Source organism: Bradyrhizobium ottawaense, assembly GCF_002278135.3.
Lineage (GTDB): Bacteria > Pseudomonadota > Alphaproteobacteria > Rhizobiales > Xanthobacteraceae > Bradyrhizobium > Bradyrhizobium ottawaense.
The window spans coordinates 8,010,001-8,027,589 of record NZ_CP029425.2; the positions used below are offsets into that span (position 1 = coordinate 8,010,001).

The following is a 17,589-nucleotide window of genomic DNA, read 5'->3' on the forward strand; positions in this document are numbered from 1 at the left end:
GCACATTGCGACATGGAGAAGATGCGCAGTTTCACGCATTTTGGTTTTCAACGCGTTGCCGATTTCAGCACCCGGTCAACCATGGCGGGCGCGAGGCCGAGGTAATTTTTCGGTGAGGTGAGCGCCTCGATTGTGGCGCGATCGATGCGGCTCGATATCCGGGAGTCCACGGACAGCGCGTCGGCCAGGCTCATTCCCTTCTCGTTGGCCTGACGGCAGGCATCATAGACCACGTCATGGGCCTCCTGCCGGCCGAGTTGTGGCGCGAGCCCCATCATGACCGCCTCGGCCACGATCAGGCCGCGGCTGACCGCAAGATTGTCGTTCATCTTCGCCTCATCCACGATGAGGCCTGCGAGTGCGAACTTCGCCTGGTGCAGCGCGCCGGCAGTCAGCACGAAGCTCTCCGGAATCGCCATCCACTCGGCGTGCCAGGGGCCCGTGGCGCGTTCGAAATCCTGCACCATGGCGTCGAGCATCAGGCCGGCGTGCTGGCGCACCGCCTTGGACGCCGCCAGCATCAGCTCCGACGAGATCGGGTTGCGCTTCTGCGGCATGGTCGAGGAGGCGCCGCGTCCCTTCACGAAGGGCTCGTAGACTTCGGCGAACTCGGTCGAGGCCATGATCATGATGTCGAGTGCGATCTTGCCGAGCGAGCCGGTGACGAGCGCAAGGAAGTTCACGGCTTCTGCAAAGCCGTCGCGAGCGACGTGCCAGGTCGAGGCGGGAATGCCGAGCTTCAGCTCCGCGCAGAGCGCCTCCTGCACCTCAAAACCCTTGTCGCCGAGCGAGGCCAGCGTACCTGCGGCGCCGGCGAACTGGCCGACCAGCACGCGCGGCTTCAATTGCGTCAGCCGCTCGGCGTGGCGGTCGAACATGGCGAGCCAGATCGCGGTCTTGTAACCGAAGGTCACTGGCAGCGCCTGCTGGAGATGGGTACGGCCCGCCATCGGTGTGTCCCGGTATCGCTTCGAGAGGTCGGCGAGGATGCGGCGAAGTTCGGCGATGTCGTGCTCGACGATCTCGAACGCGGCGCGCAGTTGCAACACCACGGCGGAGTCCATGATGTCCTGCGTGGTCGCGCCCCAATGCACGTAGCGGCCGGCCTCGCCGCACTGCTTCACCATCTGATGCACCAGAGGGAGGATCGGATAGCCGACGATGTCGGTCTCCTGCCTGAGCAGATCGAAATCGAAAGCGGCGACGTCGGTCCGCGCCGAGATCTGATCGGCGGCCTGCTGCGGGATCACGCCGCACTTCGCCTCAGCCTTCGCCAGCGCCACCTCGACCTCGGCATAGCGTGCCACCAGCGCGACGTCGGAGAACACCTCCCGCATCTCGGGCGTACCGAAGGCGTCGCGGAACAGCATGGAATCGAGCACGGTGGTGGAGGCAGGAAAAGCAGGCATCGGCGATTCTTCGTGGTTGGTGTTTGTGTGGGCGACAGCTTACGCAGGGCACGCGCTCCGGCAAAGGACATTCGCGGCTCGTCGCACATTCGTCCCGCACGACGACATACGACGCACATCGCACGATCGCCCGTCATCCCGAGGTGCCGGAGCGAAGCGGAGGCCTCGAAGGATGGACGGCCCGGCTGCATCGTGGCCGTCCCACCTTCGAAGCTCCCCACGCGGCGCCTTGCGCCGCGCGGCTCGCCCCTCAGGATGACGGGTCGATTTCGGACGGAACATCCGATCAACAGGTCGCCCACAGCGTCTACCCCAATCGCACGGCATGGCTGCCATCACGCGATCGCGATGAACCAAGCGGCCCCTTCGGCAGACTCACAGTTTTCGACCCAAATTTCATTTTGTTTTTTTGCTAGCCCCAATTCGTAATGAGGCCTGAGTTTCGACGTGCAGTTTCTGTTCCGGGACCACCTTCTCGATACCGACCGGCGCGAGCTGAGCCGCGAGCAGGTTCCCGTTGCCGTAGAGCCGCAGGTTTTCGATCTCGTGGTCCACCTGATGCAGAACCGCGATCGGGTGGTCAGCAAGGACGAGCTGATCGACAAGATCTGGCACGGGCGAAGCGTCTCCGAATCCACCTTGACCAGCCGGATCAACGCGGCGCGCAAGGCCGTCGGCGACAGTGGCGCGAGCCAGGCGCTGATCCGCACCATCGCCCGCAAGGGCTTTCGCTTCGTCGGCCATGTCGAGGCCAAAGGTAGCACGATGGGTGGCGCAATCGCGCCGGAGCCCGGCTACGCCGCGCGGGTGCAGCGCGCCGCACTCACGCTTCCCGAGCGGCCGGCGATCGCCGTGCTGCCCTTCACCAATATGAGCGGCGCGGCCGAGCAGGATTATTTCTCCGACGGCATCAGCGAGGACATCATCACCGCGCTGTCGAAGCTGCGCTGGTTCTTCGTCATCGCGCGCAACTCCTCCTTCGTCTACAAGGGCCGCGCCGTGCACATCCGCGAGGTCGCGCAGGAGCTCGGGGTTCGCTACGTGGTCGAAGGCAGCGTGCGGCGGAGCGGCGAGCGCCTGCGCATCTCAGCCCAGCTCAACGACGTCTCGACCGGCAGTCATCTCTGGGCCGAGCGCTACGACCGCGAGCTCGCCGACATCTTCGCCGTGCAGGACGAGATCACCGAGGCGATCGTCGCCGCAATCGAGCCGCAGCTCTACGCTGCCGAAAGTTTTCGCGCCCAGCAGAAGCCGCCGGGCAGCCTGGATGCCTGGGACCTCGTGATGCGCGCGCTGTCGCATCACTGGCGCAGCACGCGCGAGGACAATGCCGCCGCGCAAGGGCTGCTCGAAAAGGCCGTCGCAATCGATCCCGCCTATGGCAAGGCGCTGGGACTGCTCGCGACCAGCCATATCTTCGGCGCGCATATGGGCTGGGCCGACATGGCCGCGACAGTGCCGATCGCAGAACGCGCGGCGCTCGCGGCGGTGGAGGCCGATCGCGAGGATGCCTGGGCCCATCATGGCCTTGCCTACACCTATCTGTTCCGCCGCCGCTTCGACGACGCGCTGGCGGAGTTCGAGCTGGCGCTGACGCTCAACCCGAACTTTGCGATGGCGCACGCCTTTTACGGCGTGACGCTGTGCTACGCCGGACGATGGCAGGACGGCGATGCCGCCGCACGTCGCGCGCTGCGGCTGAGCCCGCGCGATCCGCTCGCGGCGGTCTATTGCGGGGTTGCGGCCTATGCCAGGTTCGTCGGCCGTGACTATGACGGAGCCGCGCAGATGGCGCGGGAATCGATGCGGCAGCGCGGCGATTTCGTCGGCGCGCACCGCGTGCTGACGGCCGCCGCCGGGATGTCAGGAGATCCGGCGCTGGCAGCGTCCGCCCTGGAAGGCCTGCGCCGCGCCCAGCCCGAAGTCTCGCTCGCCTGGATCACGCGCGAGCTACCGATGCTGCGGGACGAGGACCGTGCGCACTATCTGGAAGGATTGCAGCGCGCGGGAATGAAGTGACCGCGTCGCGCCTTCTCCCATCGCAGGCGCGATCGCGAGCTAATTTAGGCGCTAGTCGTCGTCGGGCCCGAACAGCCTGATCTGCGGGAAGCCGCCGCGCGGCCGGCTGGCGTAATCACGCACATCGGAATCTTCGCGGATGTTGCGCGCGACGTCGTCCCAATCGGTGCGATCGCGCAAGCCGCGCTGCTCGCGGGAATCGTAGTGGCGGCGCTCGGTCCAGCGCTCGCGGCGCTCCATCCGGCGCCGCTCGGACGCAGCGCGCTTGGCGTCGGAGTCCCTCGCCTTGGCATAGGCGTTCTCGGGTGAAGAGGCCGGCTCGGTCGAGGCCTGCTGCTCAGCCGGCTTTACGGCCTGCGGAGGCGATCCGATTGCTGACTTCGACTGTTCCTTGGACTGTTCCCTGGGTGGCTCGACCGCGGCCGCTGGCGAAGGCGGCGGCGCCGGCGGTCCGGCATTCGCCTGAGTGGTCTGCGTGTCGGGCTTTACAGCTTCCGGCTTCGCTTCGGCTTGCGCCGGCGCGGCAATCATTGCGCCGAAGGCTTGCGAGCCGGTGAGATAATTGACGCGTTCCGGCGCGCTCGTCTGTGCCGGCGCGCCCGCGGACTCCGCGCGCTGCGCCATCTTGCTGGTGTCCGGGCCCTGTTTGGACGCGACCGGGTTCATGATGTTGCCGGCAACGATGCCCCCGCCAAGACCGATGGCAATGGCCGCGATAATAGTTCCGGCACCGACGAAATAAGCTGTCGAGGCGCGCATTGATCCACTCCCTCTTTGGGGCGAGCAACGCACGTTGATTGCCAGATGTTCCTGATGCAGGAGCGGTTCCCGGAGGAACCCCGCGTGTCAGATCTGCTGCGCGACTTTTTCGAGCCCGATGAGGCGGGCGAGCTTGCGCACTTCTTCCTTCTGATCGTCACGCAACTGGAACAGCAGCGGCATGGCGGCCGACTTCAACTGCTGGACCTCGTCGCAATTCGGATCGATCTGCGCGTTCGGTGGCGCGTTCGGATTGGAGAGTTTGTTGGCCGAGATCTTGCGGACGACGTTGCGCAGCGCGGTCTCGACCGAAGGCCAGTAATATTCCTGCGACGAAGACAGCTTCAGCCGATCCCGGATGCCAGAGATCTGTGCGTCGGATAGCAGGGTATAGTGTTTCTGCGGCTGCGGCTTGGCGACAACCTTCGGCTTGGCCGGAACTTCGACGGCGGGAACTTCAGCCGCGGCGGGCGCTTCGGATGCATTCAACGACGCCTTGGGCATCGGGAAATCGGATGGCGTGGCGGCGGCAAAGGCCTGGCGCAGCGGCTCGGCCAGCACGGGCGCCCGCGAAAGCCTGTCGGCCGGCACCTGGACCGGCTCGATCGCGGCCGAAGCCAGGGCCAGGGTCGGAACCAGACGGTCGGCCTTGGCGGCGCGGTTGGTGGCGAGCGGCTTGGCTGGAGGCGTCTGCGCGATCATCTCTTCGCTGGCGCTGGGCACGCTGTCCCGGCCAAGAATGGCGGTGGTGGCGGCACCCAGGACGAGGAAACAGGTCAGCACAACGATGGTGATGGCTTTGGACAAACGTCTCTCCGCGCCCAACTTCAAGTCCACGTGATCACTGCCCGACAACTGGGCAATAATTAAGGCTTAACCGTGCCATCGCGGCGGCAATCGCGCGGACTGCGGCGACATCGCCCGGAAAACTCAAGGAAATCAGGCAGCTGCCGAAAGGTCGTAGGCGTCCTGGATGTCGGCGACGATCTCCGAGGCCTCCCACACCGCGCGCGGCTCGACCGATTGCAGCGTCACCGTCCAGTTGCCGCCCCGGCGGGTGCGGGGGACGCTGACGATGTCGAACCGGACGTTGCGGCACAGCGGGTGGCGCGCCAGCGCATGAGCGACGCGGACGCGGATTTCGTCCAGCGAAGCCGCTGTCTTGCTGTTGAGAAAATCGAAGTCCATCGCCTGTCCCTCTCGGCCCTGATTGGCGGGCCGTGAGGGGGATTCTTGGCCGGCGTTGGTTAATCTGCCGTTAAATAAGGGGAGCAGCCCGGGATTAACCGTGATCCACACCGTCGTGGCCCGGCTCGACGGGCTGCGCCTACGGCCCGCCCGCCGCACGATATTCGGCGAGCGTCCGCGCAACCAGCTCGTCAAGCGCCGGCACGTCCGTCACCCCCGAGGTTGAGTGCCCGCCGCTCCAGATGTCGCGCCAGCGCTTTGGCCGGCTCTCGCGCGCGGCAACGTCGATATCCTCAGCGATATCGATCGCGCCGCGTGCCGGGAGATCGTCGGGATCGAGGCCGGCGGCCACGATCGACGGCCTCAGCATGCTGGTCTGCAACCCCGTGAACGCAGTGGTGAGCAGAATGTCGTCGGCGCAGCTCTCGACCAGCATGCGCTTGTAGCGTTCGTCCGCCATGCTCTCGCGCGTCGCGATGAACTTCGTGCCCATATAGGCGAGATCGCAGCCGAGCACTTCGGCCGCATGCAGCGCTTGGCCGTCGCTGATGCCGCCGGCGAGCACGATGATGCCATCGTAGAATGCGCGCACCGCGCGGACGAAGGCGAACGGATTGAGCCAGCCGGTCTGCCCGCCCGCGCCCGCCGTGAGCAGCACGAGCCCATCGGCACCTGCTTCCGCCGCCCGTTCGGCGTGGCGGATCGAGGCGACGTCCGCCAGCACCAGCACGCCGGCGTCATGCAGCGGCTTCAGCACAGGCGCGGGCGAGCCGACCGAGGTGATGACGATCTCCGGCTTGTGCCGCAGCAGCACGGCGAGATCCTGCGCGAGCCGCGCATTGGAGCGATGCACGATCAGGTTCGGGCAGAGCGGCGCAGCCTTGCGGCCGGATTGGTCTTCGTGCCGGCGCAGGCGCGTCGCGATCGCGGTGAGCCATTCATCGAGCTGCTCCGTGCTGCGGCAATTGGCGGTGGGGAAGCTGCCGATCACCCCATTGCGGCAGGCCGCGACCATGAGCTCGACGCCCGACACCAGGAACATCGGCGCTGCGATCAGCGGCAGAGCGAGACGATCGCCGAAGCGTTGCAGTCGATCTGATGGCACGCAAATCTCCTCGTCACGCTTGCCTCCCAGTGCGGGCTTTGTCGTTTCCTCCCGCAGTCTCTGTGCTAGCGTCATCAGCAACATTGGCACGCCAGAAGCCGGTGACAAAGCAACGAGGAAACATATGTCCGATCCGCTCCACGCATCGTCCCCGACTTGTGCGCAGACGCTACGGGCGTTGTCGCGCTATCCCGGCCGCACCGCGTTCGCCTGGCCCGAGGGATCGCTGAGCTATCAGGCACTCTCGACCTGATCGGACGCATCCAGGGCGTGTTCATGCGGCTTGGCCTGCAGGCGGGCGCGCGCGTCGCCTTCCTCACCGCGAACCGCGCCGACAGCTGGTGCGCCGGCGTCGCCGCGCAATTGTCGCGGCTCTGCATCACCTGGCTGCATCCGCTGGGATCGCTGGAGGACCAGCTGTTCCAACTCGAGGATTCCGAGGCCGTGATGCTGGTGGTCGACGCGGCCGCCTTCCGCGACCGCGGCGGCGAGCTCTCCGCGAGGGCAACCCGGCTGAAGGCGGTCTTCACCACGGGGCCGGCCGGTTACGGTGTCGATCTGCTGGCGGCGATCGAGAGCGCGGGACACGCCAGCGCGCGGTGCCTCGCCGGTCTCGACGATCTCTCGACGCTGAACTACACCGGCGGCACCACCGGCAAATCCAAGGGCGCGCTGCGCTATCACCGCGAGAACGCCGGAGCCGCCGCTGCGATCCTCGCCGATTTCGAGATCCCCGACGCCGCCCGCTACCTCACGGTCGCCCCGATCAGCCATGTCGCGGGCACGAAAGTGCTGCCGACCTTGATGCGCGGCGGCACCGTGCACATGCTGAAGGGATTCGATCCAGAGGCCGTGCTGACCACGATCGCGCGCGAGCGCATCAACTTCACGCTGTTCGTGCCGACCATGATCTACGTGCTGCTCGATCATCCCTCGCTTGATAAGACTCACCTGTCCTCGCTCGAGCTGGTGCTCTACGGGGCGTCAGCGATGTCGCCGAGCCGGCTGGTCGAGGGCATCGAGCGGATCGGGCCGGTGTTCTCGCAGCTCTATGGCCAGACCGAATGCTACCCGGTCTCGGTGCTGCGCAAAGCCGACCACGATCTTAAGGCACCCGAGCTGTTCCTGTCCTGCGGCTTCCCGATCGCAGCCTGCGAGGTCAAGATCCTCGACGACAACGACCAAGAGGTGAAGACGGGCGAGGCCGGCGAGATCTGCGTGCGCGCCCCGCACGTGATGGCGGAATACTGGAAGCGGCCCGGCATCACCGCCGAGACGCTGAAGAACGGCTGGGTCCACACCGGCGACATCGCGCGCAAGGACGAGCGCGGCTACATGTTCATCCTCGACCGCAAGAAGGACATGATCGTCTCCGGGGGCTTCAACATCTTTCCGCGCGAGGTCGAGGACGTGCTGTCGCAGCACGCCGATGTCGCCATGGTCGCGGTCGTCGGCATTCCCGACGAGAAATGGGGCGAGGCCGTCACCGCCATCGTCGTGCCGCGCGAGGGCGCAAGGCCTGATCCGGACGAGCTGATCAACCTCGTGAAGACGCGAAAAGGCTCGGCGCATGCGCCCAAGCAGATCCAGTTCGTGAAGCAGCTGCCGATGACCGGTGTCGGCAAGGTCGACAAGAAGGTATTGCGTGCGGGGTTCTGGAGCGGGCGGGACCGGATGGTGGGGTAAAACCCCGGGATTTTACGGTGTGATTGTGGCCCCGGCACCACAACGAGCAACGGAGTATGCGCCGGCGATGGCCGCCCGATTGCAGGCGAATCAGGGAATCACCTAGACCGCTGACGGGGCTGGGAAGCGGAGTAAGCAATGAGAGTCGCTTCCCTGGAAAGTGCAGTCGCCGCGGTCACCTTGATCACGGCTATCGTCGTGGTGCTGTGGGAGATCAAGATCTTCTACGGAATGTGAACTGGCAGGATGCCTCGTCGCACACGATCAAGCATCCCTTCCGCGGCGGCGGAAGCCTGCCGTTCAATCGGCTCACAGAGCGACAGCAGCAAAGGCCGTCACGCTCACCGCTTCTCGATCACCAGGCTCTGCACCGCGCGGCCGAAATAGCCTTGCCGGTCCGCCAGCCGCGACATTGCGAGCCCGGCGCCGTCGGGTCCGATCCAGGAGTCGCCGTCGAGCAGGATCCAATCGCCAATGGGCTGGCGCGAAAAATTCACGGTGAGGTCGGCGTTGATGTAGGTCCAGGCGCGAAAATCGAGCGTCGAGGCGGTGCCGTTGGAAAAATCGGCGGCGACCACGGCGCGCATGGCCTGCGAGATCGCTTCGCCCTCGATGAGCGGATGATCGACGCGAAACCAGATCGCGCCGGCGCCGGCCTGGCCGAAGCGGCCACGCGCGGCGCGCATCGAGACCGAACGCACGAACGGGCTGGTGGCGGCGTGACCGTCCTCGACCAGCGAGTCCTCCGGCATGGGCAGCGTCACCGGCAGCGCCTTGACGTCGGCGGGCAACGACAGCGCCTGGCGCCTGATCTTGAGCACGGTGGCGCCGACGACCTGCAAACCGTCGGCGAGCAGCTTGATTTCGCAGAGCTGGATCTTGCGGCCCTCACGCAAGACGTCAGTCACGATCGTCAGCGGCGCGACCGGAACGGGCCGCATCAGATCGATGGTGACGCGCGCGATATCCATCGGAGCAGGCGTCGGAATGCGTTCGGCCGCCCATGTCACCAGCGAGGCCGGCGCCGAGCCGTGCTGCATGCGCCGATCCCAGGGACCGGCGGCGTCCGGACTGGTGACGACGCTGTCGCCGTCGACACGGTAGATGGGGGGCATGTTTTAATCAGTCTTGGTTGACGTTCCCCGGACGCTGCGCAGCGCGTAGCGGTGCGCAGCTGATCCGGGGTCCGTGCCTTGCGGCGATGGGTCCCGGCTCTGCGGAGCAATGCTACGCACTGCACCGCGTCCGGGACACGAGAAACTACAACGGCGGATCGATCGCCTCGTCGTATTCCTTCTTGAAGCGCGCGATCAACTCGGCGGCAGGCATAACCTTCTCTACGCTGCCGATGCCCTGGCCCGAGCCCCAGATTTCCTTCCAGGCCTTCGGCTTGGCGCGCTCGCCGGAAGCGTCGGTGCCGAAATTCATCTTGGAGGGATCGGAGGTCGGCAGGTTTTCCGGATCCATGCCGGCGGCAAGGATCGAGGGCTTCAGATAGTTGCCGTGCACGCCGGTGAAGAGGTTGGAATAGACGATGTCGTCGGCGGTCGAGCCCGCGATCATCTCCTTGTACTTCTCCACCGCATTGGCTTCCTTGGTCGCGATGAAGGCCGAGCCGATATAGGCGAAGTCGGCCCCTAAGATGCGTGCGGCGCGGATCGCCTTGCCGTTGCCGATCGCACCCGACAGCGCGATCGGGCCGTCGAACCATTTTCGCGTCTCGGCGACGAAGGCCAGCGGCGAAATGGTGCCGGCATGGCCGCCGGCACCGGCCGCGACCAGGATCAGGCCATCGGCGCCCTTCTCGATCGCCTTGTGGGCGAATTTCTGGTTGATCACGTCGTGGAAGACGATGCCGCCCCAGCGGTGCACGGCCTGGTTCAGCTCCTCGCGTGCGCCGAGCGAGGAGATGATCATCGGCACCTTGTACTTGGCGCAGAGCTGCATGTCGTGGTCGAGACGGTTGTTCGACTTGTGCACGATCTGGTTGACCGCGAACGGCGCCGAGGGCTTGTCGGGATGCGCGCGGTCATAGGCCGCGAGCTCCTCGGTGATGCGCGCCAGCCATTCGTCGAGCAGCTCCGGCGGCCGCGCGTTCAGTGACGGAAACGAGCCGACCACACCTGCCTTGCACTGCGCGATCACGAGATCGGGCACCGAGATGATGAAGAGCGGCGAGCCGATCACGGGGATCGACAGGCGTCCTTTGAACAAGGCAGGCATGGACATTGCGGGACGATCCTCTGTTGGCAGGTCAATGGAAGGTTGACCGCCATACCAACAAGGCAATCTTTCCACTGTCAAGTATTGCGTTTTGGCGCCGTAGGCGGCACCCGCGACACTATTCCAAGATGCGGAATTCTTTCCTCGTCATTCCAGGGCGACGCGTCAGCGTCGAACCCGGAATTCATCGGGCATCAATGCGCGTAGCGAGATGGTTCGGGCTCGCGCTACGCGCGCCACGGAATGACAGCGACCGCCTACCCCAGCAGATCCGGATTGATCAGCCGCTCGAACGAGAACATCTCGTCCCACTTCTCTTGCGTCAGCAGCTTGCGTTCGGCCACCACGATCTGGTGCAGCGACTTGCCGCTCTTGTAGCCCTCGCGCGCGATCTCGGCGCATTGCTTGTAGCCGAGCAGCGGCTTCAGCACGGTGACGATGCCGAGCGAGTTGAGCACCATGTTGCGGGTGTGCTCCTCGTTGGCGGTGATGCCGACGACGCAATTCTCGCGCAGGCTGTTGACCGCGCGCTCCATGGTGCGGATCGAGAAGAACAGCGCGAACGAGATCACCGGCTCCATCACGTTGAGCTGGAGCTGGCCGGCGCTGGCGGCCAGCGTCACCGTGGTGTCGAGGCCGATGACGAGGAAGCTGGTCTGGTTGACGACCTCGGGGATCACGGGATTGACCTTGCCCGGCATGATCGAGGAGCCCGGCTGCAGCTGCGGCAGGTTGATCTCGTTGAAGCCGGCACGCGGGCCGGAGGCGAGCAGGCGGATGTCGTTGCAGATCTTGGTCAGCTTGCTCGCGGTGCGCTTCAACACGCCCGAGAGCTGCACATAGGCGCCGGTGTCGGAGGTCGCCTCAACGAGGTCGCCGGCGAGAATGAAGTCGACGCCGGTCAGCGCGCTGAGGTGCCGGACCGCGAGCTTGGGATAGCCGACCGCAGCCGTGACGGAGGTTCCGATCGCGGTGGCGCCGAGATTGATCTCGCGCAGCAGCGCACGCGCTTCCGAGATGCGGTCGACCTCCTCGCCGATCGTGGTGCCCCAGCCCCGGAATTCGGCCCCGAGCGACATCGGCACGGCATCCTGCAGATGCGTGCGGCCCATCTTCAGGACACGATCGAACTCGCGACCCTTGGCGAAGAACGCTTCCTGGAGCTGACGCAGCGCGGTCATGTAGCTCTCGAGCCGCAGGATCAGCGCGAGGCGAAAGGCGGTCGGATAGGTGTCGTTGGTCGACTGGCCGTAATTGACGTGATCGTTGGGGCTGACGTGCTGATAGTCGCCCTTGCCGAAGCCGAGCGATTCCAGCGCGAGGTTCGCGATCACCTCGTTGGCGTTCATGTTGGTGGAGGTGCCGGCGCCGCCCTGGATGAAGTCGGTGACGAACTGGTCCATCATGTCGCCGGCGATCACGCGGTCGCAGCCGAGGATGATCGCGTCCGCGACCTTGGCCTCGATCGCGCCGAGATCCCGATTGGCCATGGCGGCGGCCTTCTTGACGTAACCGAGCGCCTTCACGAAGTAAGGCTCCTGGTTCATCGGAATGCCGGTGATGTGGAAGTTCTCCTTACCCCGGATGGTCTGGACGCCGTAATAGATGTCGTCGGCGATCTCACGCTGTCCGAGGAAGTCCTGCTCCGTACGGCTCATGGGCGCTCCTTGTTGCTCGCGCGACGTCCTCTAGTTCTGGCACAGCGCGCTGGTCACGAAAGTGTCGGTGCGGCAGTCGTCCGGCTTGCGAGCCCTGCCGGGAATCAGGACCTTGGCCGAGCATTTTTCCGCGGAGTCGGCATTCAGGCTCTTGCCGTCCTTGTAGCCCTTGCTCTGGCAGAGCTGGTCGGCGGCCTGCTTGCAATCGGGCGCGCCGTTGGACGAGGGCGGACAGGCCACCCGGCCCGACACCATGGTCGAAGGCTTCGCCAGCCGCGACAGATCGTTCATGGTCTCGCTCGGGCTTTTGATCGGCGGCAGGATCGAGGGCAGCTTGTCGAACAGCTTGCCCATTTCATTGATCAGCCCGGGATTTTCCGCTGCCGCCGGCGGCGCCGATGGAGCGGGCGTCGACGGCTGAGGCGCGGCCTGCGGCCCCTGCTCCTGCAAGCCAAGCACCGGCGGAGCGGATTGCGGCCATCCGGTCCCGGCGGCACCGAGCAGGACCAGCAGCACTGCTGATATCAGCGTCCCGAGCCGCAAGGTCGGATTGCCGGATCGAACCATCATGACGGCAACCGTAGCCGAACCCGGCCCGGCGGCAAAGCGCGGGTTACCAAGTGAGCATGATCTCCGCGCAAACGCGTTCCGCGTTTGTCGCGAGGGAAAACCGCTTCACACCTTGCGCTGACGCGGCCCTTCGGATCCGGATCATGCTCTAGATCAACTTGATCGCCACCACGAAGCCGAGCACCAGCACGGCAGCACCGACCGCCACCACGAGACCGAGATGCTTCTCGATCTGGACCCGGATCCAATCGCCATAGCGGTTGAGCAGGATGGCGACGATGAAGAAGCGTCCGCCGCGCGCGACGATCGAGCAGATGGTGAACAACAGAATGTTGTAGCCGGCAAAGCCCGAGGTGATGGTGACGAGCTTGTAGGGGATCGGCGTCAAACCCTTGAGCAGGATGATCACCGCGCCCCACTCCGCATAGGAGGCACGGAAGGCGTCGACCTTGTCGCCGAGGCCGTAGACCTGGATCAGCCAATGACCGACCGAGTCGAACAGCAGCGCGCCGATGGCGTAGCCCAGGATGCCGCCGAGCACCGAGGTGATGGTGCAGACGGCCGCGTAGAGCCAGGCGCGCTGCGGGCGCGCCAGCGACATCGGAATCAGCATCACATCCGGCGGCACCGGAAAGAAGGAGCTTTCGGCGAAAGACACCGCTCCCATGATCCAGAGCGCGTAGGGCTTGTGAGCGGCGTCGATGCACCAGTCGTAGATACGTTTCAGCATGGCGCCGCGATGAAGCACCATGGGACGGATTTGTCCATGCCGAGATTGAGGCGAATTATGACGTTTCTAGTGGCGCTTGCGCGCGGCACGCCCCTCGAGCGCGACAATTGGCCGCCTGGCAGCCACGCGCGGTGACGCGACCTTGGGCAGCTTCATCGACGATTTCGGCAGCTTCTCGGCAATGCCGAGCATGTCTTCCCGCCGCGTCATCTCGCGCCAGACGTCCTCGGGGCGCACGCCCGCAGAGGCCCAGAGCACGGTGAGATTGTACAGGAGATCGGCGCTTTCCCGGATCACGGCGTCGGTATCGCCATTGACGGCATCGATCACGACCTCGATGGCCTCTTCGGCGAGCTTCTTTGCCATTTTCGAGGGCCCGCGCTGAAACAGCCGGGCCGTACGCGATGTTGCCGGATCAAGATCCCTGGCCGCGAGCACAGCCAGATATAGCCGCTCAAGCGAATCACTCATGGTACTCAAAACTACTCTAAACAAATGGCGAGCGTGTTAACGCGCGGCAATAAAAGCAGAAAACAGGCCGGCGCGGCAAGCGCGACGGCCTGTCATGGTCAACTCCAGCTGCCAGAGCTAGTAGCAGTTCTGGTAGTAACCTTGGCCGCAGAACTCGGACGGAGCGGTGCCGCCGTAGCGCTGATATTGGAAGTTCGGGCCTGGACCATAATAGGGCCCGTAGGAAGGGCCGCTGTAATAGGCGGGACCGCCGTAATAGCCATAGCCCGGACCGTAGTCATAGGCATAGGAGTCACGGGTCGCGGCGATGGCAAGACCGGTGCCGATGGCCGCGAAAGCCGCAGCTGCGGCCGCGCCGCCTCCGCCACCATGCCAGTGACGGCCGCCTGCATAGGATGCGGTCGGGGCAAGCGCGGTCAGCGCCAACACCGCCGCGGTGGCAAGAACGGCCTTTCGGCCCGCAAACTTGGAGAATCGCTCGAACATGTCTTGGGCCCTCCTTGGGACCTGGAATGGACGCCTGCGGACAGGCTCATGCCTTTCAAACCCGCACAGCCTAAGTTGGGTTCCCCAACCCCAACACAAGCTGAACGGGGTTGCGTAATCGTGCCGCAACCGCCGCTCATCTGCCGTTCATGTTGGCGCGGAGAAACTGGCCGCAGCCGGCTGCCGTAAAGCGTCACGAAACCATAACAATGCGGAACCCGGCGCAATCGATGTCAGGATTCAAGACGACCGCCCTGCGTTGCCTGCTGGCTCTCTCGATCTCGCTTGCAACGCTCGTTGCACGCGATGTCAGTGCGGCCGAGACCGCTGCGCCGTCCGTTGCGATCCATTTCACCTTCGACCGCCCGCTCGACGCGAGCATGGCGCCGTTCTTCCTAGCGGCGAAGGACGGCAGGTTCAGCGCCGAACGTCTCAACGTGTCCTTCAACAGCGCAGCCAGCTCGCCGGAGGCGCTCGCACGCGTCGCCAAGGGCGACAGCGAGCTTGCGCTGATCGACATCAACGAGCTGATCCGCCTTCGCGACAAGGAGGACTCGACGCCGGTCAAGGCGGTGTTCGTGCTGTTCAACCGCGCGCCCTACGCGATCGTCGCGCGCAGGAGCCGCGGCATCCATCTCTTGCCCGATCTCGACGGCAAGACCGTCGGCGTTGCCGACGGCGACCTGTCGATGCGGCTGTGGCCGGCGCTGGCGCAGCAGAACGGCATCAAGGCATCGCGCGTCAGATTCCACAAGATTGGCGCTGCGGTCCGCGAGCCGATCCTGTCCGCAGGGCAGGTCGATGCCGTCGCAGGCTTCAACTATCTCTCCGCGGTGAACCTGCGCGACCGCGGCGTGCCCGGAGCCGATCTCGTCGTGCTGCGTTATGCCGACTATGGCTGCGAGGCCTATGGCTTCGCCGTGGTGGTCAATCCCGCCTTCGCCGCGGCGAAGCCGGACGCCGTGAAGGGCTTCGTCCGCGCCTTGATCGCCGGCATCAATGCGACCATCAAGGAGCCGGCACGTGCGGCGGACGAGGCCGCTGGCCGCATCGACGACGGCGACCGCGACCTGGAGCTGGAGCGCCTGCGCACCGTCCTCGTCGACAACATCCTGACCGACGAGGTCAGGCGCAACGGCCTCGGCGGCATCGAGCCCGCGCGCCTGGAACGCTCGATCGACCAGATCGCGCAGGACTTCAAATTCCGCAAACGGCCCACGGCGGGCGACATCTTCGACGACCGGTTCCTGCCGCCGGTGGCGGGGCGGCTGATCAACTGAGCAAAACTGACAGCTTCTGCTATATCTCCCGCGCGATCCCTGCTTAAAATACGGGCTCCGTTACCCCGCTCGAGTTCGTTGCCCGCATGCCCATCCTCCGTCTCTACACACGTGTTCTCGAGCTGCTCGGCAAGGAGGCGCGGCTGGGCTGGCTGCTCGCGGTCGCCAACCTCCTGCTCGCTGCCTCGCAATTCGCCGAGCCCGTGCTGTTCGGGCGGATCGTCGACGTGCTGTCGGGCAAGACGGTGGCCGGGTCGAGCTCGGCCTGGCCGTTCCTGGTAGCCTGGGTCGCGTTCGGGCTGTTCACTATTCTCTGCAGCGCGCTCGTGGCCTTGCAGGCCGACCGGCTCTCGCACCGCCAGCGCCAGGCGGTGCTGACCGATTATTTCGAGCACATCCTGCAATTGCCGCTGACCTTCCATTCCGGCACCCATTCGGGCCGGCTGATGAAGGTGATGCTCAACGGCACCGACGCCTTGTGGCGGCTGTGGCTCGGCTTCTTCCGCGAGCACTTTGCCGCGATCCTCTCGGTCGTTGTGCTGCTGCCGCTGTCGCTCTACCTGAACTGGCGGCTCGCGATCCTGCTGTTCGTGCTCTGCATCGTCTTCACCGCACTGACGACCTTCGTGGTGCGCAAGACCTTCGGCATGCAGATGGCGGTCGAGGAGCAATATAGCGAGCTGTCCGCGCGCGCCTCCGATGCACTCGGCAATGTCGCGCTGGTTCAGAGCTTCGTGCGCGTCGAATCCGAGGTGAAGGGACTGCGCTCCGTCGCCGACGAGTTGCTGGCCGCGCAGATGCCGGTGCTGTCATGGTGGGCGCTCGTCACCGTCATCACGCGCGCCTCAACAACCATCACCGTGCTCGCGATCTTCACGCTCGGCATCGCGCTGCACGACCAGGGGCTGACCTCGGTCGGCGAGATCGTGATGTTCGTGAGCTTTGCGACGCTGCTGATCCAGAAGCTCGAGCAGGTGGTGAGCTTCATCAACAACGTGTTCATGGAAGCGCCCCGCCTGCGCGAGTTCTTCAATGTGCTCGACGCCGTGCCCGCAGTGCACGACAGGCCCGACGCGATCGACGCCGGCAGGCTGTCCGGCCTCGTCGAGTTCAACGACGTCACCTTTTCCTATGACGGCAAGCGGCCGGCGATCGAGGACCTCACCTTCACCGCACTGCCCGGCCAGACCATCGCGCTGGTCGGTCCGACCGGCGCCGGCAAATCCACCGCGATCGCGCTCCTGCACCGCGCCTTCGACCCGCAATCCGGCTTCATCAAGATCGACGGCATGGACGTGCGCGGCGTCACGCTGACCTCGCTGCGCCGGAATATCGGCGTCGTGTTCCAGGAGGCGCTGCTGTTCAACCGCTCGATCGAGGAGAATCTGCGCGTCGGCAAGCCGGACGCGACCGAGGCCGAGATGCGCAAGGCGGCCGAGCGTGCCCAGGCGCTCGATTTCATCGAGCGCAGCGGTGGCTTCGAGACCAATGCCGGCGAGCGCGGCCGCATGCTCTCCGGCGGCGAGCGGCAGCGGCTGTCGATCGCCCGCGCGCTGCTGAAGGATCCCCCGATCCTGATTCTGGACGAGGCTACCTCCGCGCTCGACGCCATCACAGAGGCCAAGGTGAATGCCGCTCTCGACGAAGTGATGAAGGGCCGCACCACCTTCGTGATCGCGCACCGGCTCTCCACCATCCGCAACGCCACGCGGATCCTGGTGTTCGAGAACGGACGGGTGATCGAAAGTGGAACTTTCGACGAACTCGTGGCCAAGAGCGGCCATTTCGCCGAGCTCGCCAGGGCCCAGTTCATGGTTCACGAGACCACACGGGCCAGTGTGACAGCCGCAGAGGCTGCTGCGACTGCTGCCAAATCCCCGTAGCAAGTCCCCACAGGATCGTCGAAATTCGGCCTATTTCATTGCGGAATACCCCGCTCATGCCCCTGTTCTCGACGCACCAGCCGGTATAGGTTTGCGGCGCCGCAAGCGGCGGCGCTGGATTT

15 protein-coding genes and 1 pseudogene are annotated in these 17,589 nt (G+C 65.3%); 4 read left to right on the plus strand and 12 right to left on the minus strand.

Annotated elements, in window-relative coordinates:
• Positions 1-47: 47 nt before the first annotated feature.
• Positions 48-1,409 (minus strand): 3-carboxy-cis,cis-muconate cycloisomerase, encoded by a 1,362-nt coding sequence (gene pcaB / locus CIT37_RS37405; protein ID WP_095426859.1) that lies wholly within the window; start codon positions 1,407-1,409, stop codon positions 48-50.
• A gap of 447 nt (positions 1,410-1,856) precedes the next feature.
• Here pcaB and CIT37_RS37410 point away from each other — a divergent pair, with 447 nt between their 5' ends.
• Positions 1,857-3,428, plus strand: a complete 1,572-nt coding sequence (locus tag CIT37_RS37410; protein WP_095426858.1) for a winged helix-turn-helix domain-containing tetratricopeptide repeat protein — start codon at positions 1,857-1,859, stop codon at positions 3,426-3,428.
• 51 nt (positions 3,429-3,479) lie between these two features.
• Here CIT37_RS37410 and CIT37_RS37415 read toward each other — a convergent pair whose 3' ends face one another.
• From CIT37_RS37415 to CIT37_RS37430, 4 genes are all read right to left on the minus strand, one after another.
• Positions 3,480-4,187 (minus strand): hypothetical protein, encoded by a 708-nt coding sequence (locus CIT37_RS37415; protein ID WP_038973136.1) that lies wholly within the window; start codon positions 4,185-4,187, stop codon positions 3,480-3,482.
• A gap of 87 nt (positions 4,188-4,274) precedes the next feature.
• Positions 4,275-4,994, minus strand: coding sequence for a hypothetical protein (locus CIT37_RS37420; RefSeq protein ID WP_038948853.1), 720 nt, complete (start codon positions 4,992-4,994; stop codon positions 4,275-4,277).
• A gap of 132 nt (positions 4,995-5,126) precedes the next feature.
• Entirely contained in the window at positions 5,127-5,375 is a 249-nt protein-coding gene (locus tag CIT37_RS37425; protein ID WP_028140683.1) for a hypothetical protein, read from the minus strand.
• A 139-nt stretch (positions 5,376-5,514) separates the two neighbouring features.
• A complete protein-coding gene (locus CIT37_RS37430) occupies positions 5,515-6,480 on the minus strand; it encodes an NAD(P)H-dependent flavin oxidoreductase (RefSeq protein WP_095426895.1) in 966 nt (321 codons plus the stop codon).
• A 124-nt stretch (positions 6,481-6,604) separates the two neighbouring features.
• Here CIT37_RS37430 and CIT37_RS37435 point away from each other — a divergent pair.
• Positions 6,605-8,166 (plus strand): annotated as a pseudogene (locus tag CIT37_RS37435) (AMP-binding protein).
• Between the two features lie 341 nt (positions 8,167-8,507).
• Here CIT37_RS37435 and CIT37_RS37440 read toward each other — a convergent pair.
• From CIT37_RS37440 to CIT37_RS37470, 7 genes are all read right to left on the minus strand, one after another.
• Complete coding sequence (locus CIT37_RS37440; RefSeq protein ID WP_038948857.1) at positions 8,508-9,281, minus strand: thioesterase family protein; 774 nt, start codon at positions 9,279-9,281, stop codon at positions 8,508-8,510.
• A 145-nt stretch (positions 9,282-9,426) separates the two neighbouring features.
• A complete protein-coding gene (locus CIT37_RS37445; protein WP_095426857.1) occupies positions 9,427-10,395 on the minus strand; it encodes an NAD(P)H-dependent flavin oxidoreductase in 969 nt (322 codons plus the stop codon).
• 251 nt (positions 10,396-10,646) lie between these two features.
• Positions 10,647-12,047 carry an aspartate ammonia-lyase gene (locus tag CIT37_RS37450; protein ID WP_038948858.1) on the minus strand — a complete coding sequence of 467 codons (1,401 nt, stop codon included), beginning with the start codon at positions 12,045-12,047 and terminating at the stop codon, positions 10,647-10,649.
• A gap of 30 nt (positions 12,048-12,077) precedes the next feature.
• Complete coding sequence (locus tag CIT37_RS37455; RefSeq protein ID WP_095426856.1) at positions 12,078-12,617, minus strand: hypothetical protein; 540 nt, start codon at positions 12,615-12,617, stop codon at positions 12,078-12,080.
• Between the two features lie 148 nt (positions 12,618-12,765).
• On the minus strand, positions 12,766-13,368 hold the full coding sequence (locus CIT37_RS37460; protein WP_080670090.1) for a YqaA family protein: 603 nt from the start codon (positions 13,366-13,368) through the stop codon (positions 12,766-12,768).
• Positions 13,369-13,413: 45 nt separating this feature from the next.
• Positions 13,414-13,818 (minus strand): phosphoribosyl-ATP diphosphatase, encoded by a 405-nt coding sequence (gene hisE / locus CIT37_RS37465; protein WP_028140691.1) that lies wholly within the window; start codon positions 13,816-13,818, stop codon positions 13,414-13,416.
• Between the two features lie 117 nt (positions 13,819-13,935).
• Positions 13,936-14,304 carry a hypothetical protein gene (locus CIT37_RS37470; RefSeq protein WP_028140692.1) on the minus strand — a complete coding sequence of 123 codons (369 nt, stop codon included), beginning with the start codon at positions 14,302-14,304 and terminating at the stop codon, positions 13,936-13,938.
• 230 nt (positions 14,305-14,534) lie between these two features.
• Here CIT37_RS37470 and CIT37_RS37475 point away from each other — a divergent pair, with 230 nt between their 5' ends.
• Both CIT37_RS37475 and CIT37_RS37480 read left to right on the plus strand, forming a co-directional pair.
• Positions 14,535-15,584, plus strand: coding sequence for an ABC transporter substrate-binding protein (locus tag CIT37_RS37475; protein ID WP_095426855.1), 1,050 nt, complete (start codon positions 14,535-14,537; stop codon positions 15,582-15,584).
• An 86-nt stretch (positions 15,585-15,670) separates the two neighbouring features.
• Positions 15,671-17,467, plus strand: a complete 1,797-nt coding sequence (locus CIT37_RS37480; protein WP_095426854.1) for a glucan ABC transporter ATP-binding protein/ permease — start codon at positions 15,671-15,673, stop codon at positions 17,465-17,467.
• Positions 17,468-17,589 lie beyond the last annotated feature (122 nt).